Annotated in this window: 11 protein-coding genes and 3 tRNA genes; 12 read left to right on the top strand and 2 right to left on the bottom strand. The window is 53.2% G+C overall.

What is annotated here, in order from left to right:
• Nucleotides 1–147 precede the first annotated feature (147 nt).
• A complete protein-coding gene (locus ACJJI7_RS02685; RefSeq protein WP_282952518.1) occupies nt 148–1,308 on the top strand; it encodes an NnrS family protein in 1,161 nt (386 codons plus the stop codon).
• 70 nt (nt 1,309–1,378) lie between these two features.
• On the opposite strand, the gene ACJJI7_RS02680 is transcribed toward ACJJI7_RS02685, so the two are convergent.
• Nucleotides 1,379–1,801, bottom strand: coding sequence for a GFA family protein (locus ACJJI7_RS02680; RefSeq protein WP_020412395.1), 423 nt, complete (start codon nt 1,799–1,801; stop codon nt 1,379–1,381).
• Between the two features lie 125 nt (nt 1,802–1,926).
• The gene (locus ACJJI7_RS02675; protein WP_444901014.1) at nt 1,927–2,718 is read right to left on the bottom strand and encodes a PhzF family protein; all 792 of its coding nucleotides are present in this window, start codon (nt 2,716–2,718) and stop codon (nt 1,927–1,929) included.
• A 274-nt stretch (nt 2,719–2,992) separates the two neighbouring features.
• On the opposite strand from ACJJI7_RS02675, the gene ubiM reads away from it, so the two are divergent.
• The 11 genes from ubiM to truB all read left to right on the top strand — a co-directional run bounded on the left by ubiM (nt 2,993) and on the right by truB (nt 12,329).
• Nucleotides 2,993–4,162 carry a 5-demethoxyubiquinol-8 5-hydroxylase UbiM gene (ubiM, locus tag ACJJI7_RS02670; RefSeq protein WP_020412397.1) on the top strand — a complete coding sequence of 390 codons (1,170 nt, stop codon included), beginning with the start codon at nt 2,993–2,995 and terminating at the stop codon, nt 4,160–4,162.
• Between the two features lie 135 nt (nt 4,163–4,297).
• Nucleotides 4,298–4,456: a hypothetical protein gene (locus ACJJI7_RS02665; RefSeq protein WP_282952521.1), complete on the top strand. Its 159-nt coding sequence runs from the start codon at nt 4,298–4,300 to the stop codon at nt 4,454–4,456.
• 234 nt (nt 4,457–4,690) lie between these two features.
• On the top strand, nt 4,691–5,089 hold the full coding sequence (locus ACJJI7_RS02660; protein ID WP_282953548.1) for a nuclear transport factor 2 family protein: 399 nt from the start codon (nt 4,691–4,693) through the stop codon (nt 5,087–5,089).
• A 443-nt stretch (nt 5,090–5,532) separates the two neighbouring features.
• Nucleotides 5,533–5,609: transfer RNA gene (locus ACJJI7_RS02655), tRNA-Met, on the top strand.
• A gap of 42 nt (nt 5,610–5,651) precedes the next feature.
• A tRNA-Met gene (locus ACJJI7_RS02650) sits at nt 5,652–5,728 on the top strand.
• A gap of 46 nt (nt 5,729–5,774) precedes the next feature.
• A tRNA-Met gene (locus ACJJI7_RS02645) sits at nt 5,775–5,851 on the top strand.
• A gap of 136 nt (nt 5,852–5,987) precedes the next feature.
• Nucleotides 5,988–6,452 (top strand): ribosome maturation factor RimP, encoded by a 465-nt coding sequence (rimP, locus tag ACJJI7_RS02640; protein ID WP_020412401.1) that lies wholly within the window; start codon nt 5,988–5,990, stop codon nt 6,450–6,452.
• 42 nt (nt 6,453–6,494) lie between these two features.
• The gene (gene nusA / locus ACJJI7_RS02635) at nt 6,495–7,997 is read left to right on the top strand and encodes a transcription termination factor NusA (RefSeq protein ID WP_020412402.1); all 1,503 of its coding nucleotides are present in this window, start codon (nt 6,495–6,497) and stop codon (nt 7,995–7,997) included.
• A 64-nt stretch (nt 7,998–8,061) separates the two neighbouring features.
• A complete protein-coding gene (infB, locus tag ACJJI7_RS02630) occupies nt 8,062–10,896 on the top strand; it encodes a translation initiation factor IF-2 (protein WP_282952522.1) in 2,835 nt (944 codons plus the stop codon).
• Nucleotides 10,897–10,985: 89 nt separating this feature from the next.
• Nucleotides 10,986–11,384, top strand: coding sequence for a 30S ribosome-binding factor RbfA (gene rbfA, locus ACJJI7_RS02625; protein ID WP_020412404.1), 399 nt, complete (start codon nt 10,986–10,988; stop codon nt 11,382–11,384).
• A gap of 3 nt (nt 11,385–11,387) precedes the next feature.
• Nucleotides 11,388–12,329 (top strand): tRNA pseudouridine(55) synthase TruB, encoded by a 942-nt coding sequence (gene truB / locus ACJJI7_RS02620; RefSeq protein WP_020412405.1) that lies wholly within the window; start codon nt 11,388–11,390, stop codon nt 12,327–12,329.
• The last annotated feature ends 31 nt before the right edge of the window (nt 12,330–12,360 follow it).

The raw sequence follows: 12,360 nt of genomic DNA, 5'->3' as shown, positions 1-12,360 counted from the left end.
TGGGAAAAAGCGAAATCAGGAATTTGGTTCCTGGCCAACAGCAAGGTGAATCACTCCGAGAGAGCCCTTTAGGTTGGATAGCCCTTGCGATCGCTGGGTTAATTGTCTCGGGAGAAATAGCCTCCCTTTAGGTAAGGAGAACAGATTGTGATACCCATCGTTGACCGCGTTAGCGCGGAATCCATAGCGCCCTTCTGGCGGATGCCGTTCCGCCCATTTTTCTGGGGTGGGGCACTCTGGAGCATGATTGCCCTGCTAATCTGGCAAATGCAGCTTTCTGGCTGGCAGCTTCCAGCTTTACGTGCCGGCGTAGCCTGGCATTCCCATGAGATGTTATTTGGATTTGCTGCGGCGGTGATAGTTGGCTTCCTCGGCACAGCCATGCAGACATGGACCGGAATTCCCTCACCTAAAGGGGGGCAGTTAATGGGCCTGGCGGGGCTGTGGCTATTGGCTCGCTTGGGCTATCTCATAGCGGCAGTACCACTGTGGATGCCGGTTTGTGCTGAAGTGACATTTTTCCTATTGGCAGCCTTTTTACTCGGTGCACGGGTATTACGCACCCGGCAATGGCGCAATCTGTTTGTATTGCCTGCTATGTTGGCTTTTGCCGGGCTTTCAGCCTGTCATTGGTTGCTGCCCAGCGCGCAGAGCAGGGTAGCTCTCGTGGCTCTGTTACTGGTTACAGCAATTATTCTGGTGATTGGTGGCCGGGTGATTCCCTTCTTTACTGCAAGGCGCTTTCAGCTAAGTCAGCGCGATAAGCTACCGGTTATCGAGTGGGGTACCCACATAGCTGCTGTGCTGCTTCTGTTGAGTGTAGTGATTGATCTACCCCGTATGGTTTGGGCCTTGTTAGCACTGGTGCTTGGTGTGTTACAACTGGTGCGCGTACTGCGCTGGCACCCGACTAAGATTTGGAGTGAGCCTATGGTTTGGTCACTACATTTGAGTTACTGGCTGGTGGTATTGGGGTGCTTTCTTGCAGCGCTTTCCTGGAGCGGTTTAGCGCCCGGTTGGCAGAGTCCCGCATTACATGCATTTGCTGTAGGTGGTATTGGCGGTTTGATTCTGGCTATGACCAGTCGAGTCAGCCTTGGTCACACAGGGCGTATGTTGAAAGCACCGCGCTTGATGCCCTTGGCATTTGCTGCACTGGCATTGTCCGCGTTGGCTCGTATCTTCTGGGCCCCAGCTCCCAGCGGTTTTCTTGCAGCGATTATTGCTTGGATTGTAGGCTATTCTCTCTTCTTACTGTATTACACCCCGGTTCTTTTTCAGCCTCGTGTAGATGGGCATCCGGGGTAAGCACCTGGATATTCAGTATAGCGACGCTGGCTAGCGACTAGCGAGCGCCGCTCCTGTCAGACAGCTGTCACTAATTATTCTCAATATTATCCATTTGGGGGAAGGCGTCGAACTTGAGCGCCTTGTCCAGATTCTGGTCCCAGTCCGCTTTACTGGCCATAAAAATATGTGCGGTGGGTTCCATGGAAACCTCACAGTCCAGGCTGCCAGCAGGCACTGCCAGGTAACCACCTTCTTTATCTTCAAAAGGTAGTGCCGAGCCACAATTATTACAGAAACTTTTTACATGGCGTGTGGCTGGCAGCTTGAATACTTTTACCTGTTGTTTCCCAGAGATCCAGTTTAATTTAGCCGATGTTGAAAACAGGCTGGCTGCGTGGGCAGAGCCCGTGTCCTTACGACAGTGGTTGCAGTGGCAAAGAAAAAAATTTTCAAAGTCACCGTCGACTTCGAAATGGATATCTCCGCAGAGGCAGGATCCTGATTTATTCATAGCTGCTCCTTAACAGTTGATTGTGAACCGTTATTTCTATAAGTAGATAGATTGGGTTTATTATCTTTTAGTCCTATTGAGGGTATACCTATATTTTCAAAATAATTAGAAGTGAAATAAATATATTAAATTTGAATAACTCCCTTTAGGTACTGAATCGCCTTGCCGGAGACAATAACCCTGTCCCCCTTGATTTGGCAGTTGAGCACCCCCCCTCTTTTTGAGGCTTGGAAGGCTGTGAGTCGCGATTTATCCAGCTTAGCGGCCCAGTAGGGAGCAAGCCCCGCGTGAATAGAGCCAGTTACCGGATCTTCAGCCCCGCCATTGGATGGCCAGAAGTATCTTGAAATAAAATCAAATTCCTTCGATCGAGCCGTAACTACTACATCATAAGGTGCAAGCTTTTTTAATTTTTCTGCATCTTGTTCCAGTTGATAAATAGTATCTTCGCTGTCATAGATGGCAAAGTAGGCTTGCTGGTTACGCAGAACTTGTTTGGGAGGGCTGGATAATCCATCGATCAAATCTTCTGGGGTATGCTCTACACGTTCCGGATTTCTGTTGGGGAAGTCCATAAAGATTTCGCCCTCCCTATTTTGGGTAATTTGCATTTTCCCTACTGCTTGCGCAGAAAAATTTAGGGTATCCAGTTGGGGGTGTTTTGAGAAGACCACAAAGGCGGAGGCCAGGGTTGCATGACCACAGAAATCCACTTCGGTTATTGGGGAGAACCAGCGAATCTGGTATTCACTTTCAGATTGTTTGAGCAGGAATGCGGTTTCAGAAAGGTTATTTTCTGCCGCAATAGCTTGCATTTGCATTTCGCTAAGCCAGCTTTTTGTAATTATGACTGCTGCAGCATTGCCGCCAAATTGAGTTTCGGTGAAGGCGTCGACTATATTAATTTCTAGTTCCATTCTAGAGTTCCCTTCAATAATTGAAATGCTCAGCTGAAGAAACAGCTATGATAAAGATGGGCGGGATGCCCGATACCACTAATGATTTTTCAATCACCCCCTAAATAGCCCCTTGATCCTGATCTGTATCAGTATTTCAACGGTATTTCCACTTTACAGTCTGCGTCACTTTGGCCGGTGCTGGGCATTTCGCCAGAAGTAAAATCGGTACTTCTTTTCAGTGTTGCCGGATATCAAAATTGTTGTGGAAAAGGGCTTGCTCTAGGGGGTTGGAATGTTGCAAACAGATATTGCTATCGTAGGGGCTGGTCCCGCAGGACTCGCCCTGGCTGTGATGTTGGCCCGGCGCGACATTAGGGTAACGCTTTTGGAGCGCCAGGGCGAGGAGACCTTGGGGAATCCTGATGATGATGGACGAGAAATAGCCCTAACCCATAAGTCGGTCAGAATTTTAGAGAGCCTCGGGGTCTGGCAACGCCTGCGGGATGATGAAGTCGGTGTCTTACAAGCAGCAACGGTGGTAGATGGCAACTCGACTTCCAGCCTGAATTTTGATAGCCGTGGGCGAGGTCCCTTAGGGTTTATTGTACCCAATTCAGCAATACGCCGCACGCTGTATGAGGTTGCTGGCGAGGAAGCGAATATTCAGTTGCGTTGCAACAGTGCCGTTACCGGTATGCACTTGGAAGATAACTGCCGAGTCTTGAATATTGAGGGGGCTGACGATCTGGCTGTTGCGTTATTAATAGCGGCTGATAGTCGTTTCTCTGAGGTACGGCGCATGGCTGGGATTGGGGCTGACATGCGGGATTTTGGCCGTGTGGCAGTTGTAGGCCGGGTACGGACGGAGCGCGTTCATCAGGGGATTGCACGGGAATGTTTTCGCTACGGTTCCACGCTAGCGCTTCTGCCATTATCTGAGCCCAAGACTTCCTCTGCAGTTGTGACAATTTCGGCCAGCCGGGCCGAAGAAATTATGCAGCTAAGTGATGCTGAGTTTGCTGCTCATGTGCAGCGTGAGAGCACTGCAATACTTGGCTCAGTGGAGCCTTGTGGTAAGCGCCACAAGTATCCGCTGGTGGGGGTTTATGCGCATCAATTCTATGCGGAGCGCTTTGCTTTGGTCGGGGATGCAGCTGTGGGGATGCATCCGGTGACAGCACATGGTTTTAACCTGGGACTTGCTGGCACGGACTCGCTGAGTCGCCAATTAGAAACTGTGGCTCGTTTGTATCAGCCTGCGAAGTTAGCTCGAGCGCTGTCTCGTTACCAGATTCAACATCGCCTTGAATCTCAGCCTATTTACTCGGGTACAAATCGGGTGGTTGATCTGTTCACCAATGATCACTTGCCGGCCAAACTACTGCGCAAGGCGGTATTGCGTGTTAGCGAACATTTTCCGCCGGTGCGGCGAGCCATAGTGCACCAGCTTACCCGTCACTGACCGAAGGCCTGTGCGAAATAGTGAAATACGTGCCTACGGGAGTAGGTTGCGAGCGAGAAAGGAATAGGGCATGGAAGCCGATTCTCGGCCAGGCAGGTAGCCTATTTCTATGCGGTTTAATCTGCAGAGCTTGCGGTGGAGGTACTTTGGGAGGCACTTGGTTATCTGAACACCACCGCGTTGACTGTAATCGAAAGTGATATCGACAACCTGTTGGTTGAGACGAATGTATTTGCAGGTGGTTGTGGGGAGCAAAAAGTATCATTTGCGATTAGTACTCTTTCGGCTAGTTAAAAAACGGTATTTTCATCGCCAAAAAGCCTGATAAGGCAACCAATTACAGAGCGACTGGCATGGGGTAAGGCATGGAGGTGCGCCAGACAATAATGTCAGTGGCAATTACTCCTATATGGTCGGCCCAGCCGTATGCTCACGGCAGATATTTCCATTTCCCGGGCTTTGTCTGATTTGCAGCTTCCGAAGTGAGCTATATTCCGGCTAGCGTTTGGTAAAGAGTGGGCTGTGCGCATGAACATCGCTGAAGCCAACAAGCACTTGGTTCGCGAAGCGTTCCGCCCGTGGGAGGCGGGTGACAGTGGCCCCCTTTTTGACCTGATCGCTGAGGACGTGTTGTGGACAGTGATAGGCACTACATGCGCTTCGGGGATCTTTCACTCCAAGCAGGCTTTAATTGATGATGCTTTCGGCCCGCTATTAGATCACCTGGAGGATGGTCTCAAGACAACTTTTGTCGACCTTGCAGCAGAGGGAGAGAAGGTATTTTTGCGCTTTGAAAGCACCGGCCATGCATTAAATGGCGTAGAATACAAGCAGGTTTACTGTTGGGCGATGGTGATGCGCGATGCGAAAATCGTAGAGATCACTGCGTACCTGGATACCGACCTGCTGGCCCGAGTGTTTACCTAGTTGTTGTGAAGCTGTCGCTTTTCGCTTTGGGTGTGGGAATGACGACAGTGGAGATTGCAGGGATAAAGAAGTAGTGCTCGATGTTCAACTCGCACTTGTTCCCAAAGCCGCAATAGTCGTTCGTACTATGCCCTCCTTTAGGGTTGTCTGTCATATGCAACGAATGGCCCTAAGTGGCCCTTTAGGTGATTCTACGCAGGGGAGTTTTACAGTGATCTCTATGCGGCCAGTAAAGCCCGGAGCATACCCGGAGCATAAAAGTATCTTCGGGAGGCGCTTGGGCCAGAAAAAGGTAGGGGGTTTTACGCGTTAGGCGAAAACAAATGCCAATTACAGCTTGACTCACCAGGGCTGTATACATAGAATGCGCAGCCTCTTGAGTGGTTGGGTTAGTCCCGCCGCAGGGAAACGAAGGTCAACCAGGCTTTGTTTCTTGGAGTTGTTGCGGGGTGGAGCAGCCTGGTAGCTCGTCGGGCTCATAACCCGAAGGTCGTAGGTTCAAATCCTGCCCCCGCTACCAAATTTGCTTTTAAGCAAATACTTTTGATTGCGCATTTGTTGTTGCGGGGTGGAGCAGCCTGGTAGCTCGTCGGGCTCATAACCCGAAGGTCGTAGGTTCAAATCCTGCCCCCGCTACCAATCTCGCCTTTATCTAAAGGTAAAGGCTTTGATGCGCTTTCGTTGTTGCGGGGTGGAGCAGCCTGGTAGCTCGTCGGGCTCATAACCCGAAGGTCGTAGGTTCAAATCCTGCCCCCGCTACCAAATTTTGCATTTACGCATACTGGCTGCGTAAATGTGCGGTCAAAGCCCCGTCAGGGGCTTTTTCGTATCTGCAAGAAAAGTTGCGGATATTTTTCGAAGTGGGCCGCAGGCCCATTTTTTGTATGTGGTGACGTAAATGGCGAGCAAACGCGAATTGCTGGAAGAGCTTCTGGCGCCGGTGGTGGCATCGCTGGGATGCGAACTGTGGGGTATTGAATATCAAACTCACGGTCGTAACGCGCTGCTGCGCATCTATATCGATTCTGAAAACGGTATTTCGGTTGAGGATTGCGAGAAAGTGAGTCGTCAGTCCAGTGCAGTACTGGATGTGGAAGACCCAATCAGTGGTAAGTACACACTAGAGGTCTCTTCCCCGGGGCTCGATCGTCCTCTTTATAAACTGGAGCAGTACGAGCGCTTTACCGGTGCCCAGATTGAAGTTCGCCTGCGCATGCCGCTGGATGGGCAGCGTAAATGGCGAGGCCTGCTGGCCGGCGTAGAGGGCGATGAAGTAGTTTTGCGCGTGGACAGCGAAAATGAATACCTGTTGCCAATCGACAGCATCGAGAAGGCAAGCATTATTCCCCAATTTACCAAATAACCTGTAGGAGCCTGAGCTCAGGCGATTTTGAGGCACAGTTGCATGAACAAAGAGATCTTGCTGGTAGCCGAGGCGGTATCCAACGAGAAGGGCGTTGACCAGGAGATTATTTTCCAGGCCATCGAAGCGGCATTGGCAACGGCCACGAAGAAACGCTACGACGAGGATTCAACCATTGAGGTTATCATTGATCGCCGTAGTGGCGACTATGAAACTTTCCGCAGTTGGGAAGTGGTTGATGATGAAACTCTGGCGGAACTGGGCACCCAGTTCACCCTGGAAGAAGCTCACGAGAAAGATACTGAGCTGAAAGCAGGTGATATCTACCGCGAGCAAGTAGAGAATGTTGAATTCGGCCGCATCGCCGCGCAGACTGCCAAGCAGGTAATCGTGCAGAAGGTGCGTGAAGCCGAGCGTGCCAAGGTCGTAGACGAATACCGCGATCGGGTTGGCGAAATGGTCAGCGGTACAGTTAAAAAAGTGACCCGCGATTTTATTGCTGTGGACTTGGGTAATAACGCTGAAGCGCGCCTGCCTCGTGATCAGCTGGTTGGACGCGAGATTTTCCGCCTAGGTGATCGTGTGCGCGCAATCCTGCTGGAGATCCAACCGGAAGCCCGCGGCCCTCAATTGATGTTGAGCCGTTCCTGCCCGGAAATGATTATTGAGCTGTTCCGTATCGAGGTACCGGAAATCTCTGAACAGGTTATTGAAATTAAAGGTGCCGCCCGCGATCCCGGCCTGCGCGCCAAGATCGCCGTGAACACCAATGATGGCCGTATCGATCCAGTTGGAGCTTGTGTGGGCATGCGTGGTGCGCGTGTGCAGGCGGTTTCCAACGAGCTGTCTGGTGAGCGTGTCGATATCGTACTGTGGGACGAGAACCCCGCTCAGTTCGTAATCAACGCTATGGCGCCTGCGGAAATTGAATCCATTGTTGTGGATGAAGATACCGGGTCCATGGATGTGGCTGTGGCCGAGGAAAACCTCGCTATGGCTATTGGTCGCAGTGGACAGAATGTTCGTCTCGCTTCTGAGCTTACCCAGTGGCAGATCAATGTCATGAGCACAGACGAGTGGCAAAATAAACAGGAAGCAGAGTCCAGCTCCATTATGCAGGTGTTTATTGACCGCCTGGATATCGATGAAGATGTGGCTGCTGTATTGGTTGACGAAGGCTTCACCTCTCTCGAGGAGGTGGCCTATGTCCCCATTGAGGAAATGCTCGCGATCGAGGGCTTCGACGAAGATATCGCCGAAGAGCTGCGTGCCCGGGCCAAAGACTCCCTGCTGACACAGGCACTGGCCTCTGAAGAGAAGCTGGATGCCTCGGAGCCGCAGGAAGATCTGCTCAACATGGAAGGTATGGAGCGTCACCTGGCCTTCCAGCTTGCCAGTCGTGGTATCGCTACCATGGAGGATCTGGCAGAGCAGGCGGTTGATGACCTACTCGATATCGAAGGTCTCGACCAAGAACGTGCCGCAGCGCTGATTATGAAGGCGCGTGAGCCCTGGTTCGCTGATGACAGCGGCGAACAGGCTTAAACATAACGACACAAGACATACGTATAAATAACCCCCTCCGACCAAGTGACTTTTAGGAGAGAGAATGGCCGAAGTAACAGTTAGCGAACTCGCCAAATCGGTTGGTGCCACCGAAGACCGTCTGCTCAAGCAGATGAAAGAAGCGGGTTTGCCTCACACCTCTGCGACTGCGGTGGTGTCAGATGAGGAGAAGCAGGTCCTGCTCAGTTTCCTGAAAAGTAGTCACGGGGAGCAGGGCGCGAGCCCGCGCAAGATCACCTTAAAGCGCAAGACCACGACCACACTGAAAACCGGCTCTGGCACAGGCCGCAAGACTGTGAACGTGGAAGTTCGCAAGAAGCGTACTTATGTAAAGCGCCCGCAGGCTGAACTTGAAGCGGGAGCAAACACCGCGGAAACCGTGGAAAGCGTTTCAGCTGCAGAGGCCGAAGAGGCTCGACTGCAAGCCGAGGCGGAAGCCAGAGCAGCTGCCGAGGCGGAAGCCAAGGCCGCAGCAGAAGCAGCAGAGGCCGCTCGTCGCGCCGCTGAGGAAGAAGAAGCTCGCTTGAAAGCCGAAGCGGAAGCCAAGGCTGCCGCAGAGGCAGAAGCGAAGGCCGCAGCCGAAGAGAAGGCTGCAAAAGAGGCAGATGTGACCCAGAAAGCTGAGAGCAAGCCCGCGCAGAAAGCGGAGCCCGCAGCTCCAATCCGTTCAAGCTATGTAGACGATATCGAGGCTATGCGTATTGCCGCGATGGAACGTCGCAAGCAGCAGGCGGAGCAGGAGAAGCGCGAACTCGAAGAGAAAAAAGCCAAGGTAGAGGCCGACCGACGTGCGGCCCAAGAGAAGAAGGAAAAAGCTGCACAGGCCGCCAAGGTGAAGCCCGCGAAAGCAGCTGAGAAAACTGAAGAAGTTAAGCCTTCTTTACGTCGCAAGCTCGAGGCTGCTGCTCCGGCTGAGGCCGATCGATCCGAGGATGAGCCGCGTAAACGCCGCGGGCGTCGCTCCAAGTCCGGGCCGAAGAAGTCCAGCAAAACAGCGCTGTACGAGCAGGCCTTGGAAGTATTTGAAGAAGACGAAGCCAGTAAGCGCAGTACGCGCTCCCTGTCCCGTGCGAGCGTGAAAATGAAGCCAACTCACGGCTTTAAACGGCCTACGGAGAAGCAGGTGTACGAAGTTCAGTTGGGCGAAACGATTACTGTTGGCGAACTCGCCAAGCAGATGAATGTGAAGGCCGGTGAATTGATCAAGCGCCTGATGAAAATGGGTGAGATGGTCACTATCAACCAGAGCCTGGACCGTGAAACTGCTCAGTTGATCGCTGAAGAGATGGGGCACAAGGTGGTATACCGCTCCGAGACTGAGCTGGAAGATAGCTTGGTAGCGCAAGCCCAGGCTCAGGAGGGCACAGAGGTTACCCGCGCGCCGGTAGTGACTGTTATGGGCCACGTTGACCACGGCAAAACTTCTCTGCTCGACTATATCCGCAAAACCAAAGTGGCTTCCGGTGAGGCTGGCGGTATTACCCAGCATATTGGTGCCTATCGAGTGAAAACCAGCCAGGGCGAGGTCGCCTTCCTGGATACCCCGGGACATGCCGCCTTTACTGCAATGCGTGCTCGTGGAGCCCAGGCTACCGATGTGGTAATCCTGGTGGTCGCTGCCGATGATGGTGTAATGCCGCAGACTGAAGAGGCTGTAAACCACGCTCGTGCTGCTGGTGTACCGCTGGTTGTCGCCGTGAACAAGTGCGATAAAGAAGCCGCCGACCCCGATCGTGTGAAAAATGAGCTGGCTGCGAAAGACGTAATCCCGGAAGACTGGGGCGGCGATACCCAGTTCATCAACGTATCCGCGCATACTGGCCAGGGTATTGATGACTTGCTGGAGGCAGTTTCCCTACAGGCGGAAATGCTCGAGCTGAAGGCCAAGGTAAATGTGCCGGCCACCGGTGTTGTAATTGAATCCCGCCTGGAAAAAGGTCGCGGTGTGGTTGCCACCCTGTTAGTACAGAATGGTGAGCTGAAGCGCGGCGATATTATTCTGGCCGGCCAGAGCTATGGCCGCGTGCGCGCCATGACTAACGAACACGGCAAGCAGGTTAAGGAAGCTGGCCCGTCTACCCCGGTAGAGCTACTGGGTCTGGACTCCACTCCAAATGCCGGTGATGAATTCATGGTTGTCGCGGATGAGCGTAAGGCCCGTGAAGTTGCCGAGCAGCGCGCTGAAAAAGAGCGCAGTGAGCGTATGCAACGTCAGCAGGCTGCGAAGCTGGAAAACATGTTTGCAGATATGGAAGCTGGCGAGCGCAAGGTTCTGCCGGTTGTTATCAAGGCTGACGTGCGCGGCTCCCTGGAAGCCATCCTGGGTGCCCTGGCGGATATCGGCAACGAAGAAGTTTCCGTAAACGTTGTATCCAGCGGTGTAGGTGGTATTGCCGAAAATGATATCAACCTGGCCCTGACCTCCGGCGCTATTGTATTGGGCTTCAATACCCGTGCCGATGCAGCCGCACGCAAGACTGCCGAAACCGAAGGGGTTGAGGTTCGCTACTACAGCGTAATCTACAACCTGCTCGATGAAGTGAAGCAGGCCCTGTCCGGCATGCTGGACCCGGAAGTTCGCGAAGAGATTGTTGGTATTGCCGAGGTGCGCGACGTATTCCGCTCGCCGAAGTTTGGTGCGATTGCCGGTTGTATGGTGACCGAGGGTACCGTCTACCGTAACAAGCCGATCCGCGTACTGCGTGACAACGTTGTAATCTATCAGGGTGAGTTGGAATCCCTGCGTCGTTTCAAGGACGATGTGCAAGAAGTGCGCAACGGTATGGAGTGTGGTATCGGGGTGAAGGACTACAACGATGTGAAACCTGGCGACCAGATCGAAGTTTACGATATCGTCAAGGTAGCCCGCGAACTGTAAAGCGTTCCGGACCGGATGAAAGAGAAACCCGCGCGGCTTGGCCGTGCGGGTTTTCCTGTCTTTAAACCGCCATTCTCAATAGGTAAACAATGGCAAGAGAATTCCACCGCGCAGATCGCGTTGCCGATGCCATGCGCCGCGAGCTGGCCCAGTTGATTCAGCACGAGATACGTGACCCCCGCCTGGGTATGGTCAACGTCAACGATGTTGAAGTCAGCCGCGATCTGACCGTTGCTAAAGTATTTGTCACCTTTGTGGGTGAGGACGACCGCAGCAAAATTAATACTTCCGTGGAAGTGCTGAACAAAGCCGCAGGCTTTCTGCGTACGCAGCTCGCGCGCGCGATCCAGATTCGCACTATTCCCCGTTTGCACTTCCGCTACGACGAAACCTCGGTGCGTGGCCAGGCGCTGTCTGCCCTGATCGACAAGGCGGTTAAAGAAGATCGCAAGCACCAAGACGACGATAGCGACTCTAACGAAGATTGATCCATGGGCCGCAGACCAAAATGGGGCCGGCCGGTTCACGGCGTGCTGTTATTGAACAAGCCCGCCGGGATTACCGCCAACGACGCCCTGCAAAAAGCCAAACGACTCTTTTTCGCCAATCGCGCCGGTCATACTGGAGCGCTGGACCCCCTGGCAACCGGTGTATTGCCGATCTGTTTCGGCGAGGCGACCAAGTTCTCCCAGTACCTGCTCGATGCGGACAAGCGTTATCGCAGTACTTTTGTTTTCGGCATGACCACTGCCAGTGGCGATGCTGATGGCGATGTACTGGAAACCAAAGATGCTTCCGGTTTGACCGAAGAAGCCGTGCTGAAAGCGATGGAGGCTTTCCGCGGTCGCATCAAGCAGGTGCCGTCCATGTACTCGGCCCTCAAGCACAAGGGGCAGCCGCTGTATAAGTTGGCTCGCCAGGGTTTGGAAGTGGAGCGCGAGGCGCGGGAAGTGGAGATTTTTGAATTTGAACTGCTGAGCTTTACAGCGGGCGCCCAGCCCCGTGCGGAAGTTGAGGTGCACTGCTCCAAGGGCACTTACATTCGCAGTATTGCCGAAGACCTGGGCCAGGCCCTGGGTGTCGGTGCCTATGTGGAAGAGTTGCATCGCAGCGCCGCCGGCCCCTACGACGAAGCGGATTCAGTGACCCTGGATGAACTCACCGAAGAGCGTGGTGAGGGTCGGGCGGAAGAGCTGGACCACCATCTGTTACCAGTGGACTCCCCTGCCTCCTCATTGGCCAAACTCATACTGCCAGATGACTCTGGTTACTATGTGCGACAAGGGCAGCCAGTAATGGATTTACAGGTCTATCGTATCGGTGCGGAAGGTGATATGGTGCGCCTCTTCCTGGAAAATGGTGATTTTCTGGGTGTGGGAGAAATTACTGACGACGGGTGCGTAGCGCCTCGGCGTCTGGTAAGTGGCACCTGAGCACAAGCCGCTATATTGGTGATAACTAATT

Source organism: Microbulbifer variabilis (assembly GCF_056232115.1).
Note: the sequence above shows the minus strand (reverse complement) of the source record. Positions and strands in the feature narration are given on the sequence as shown.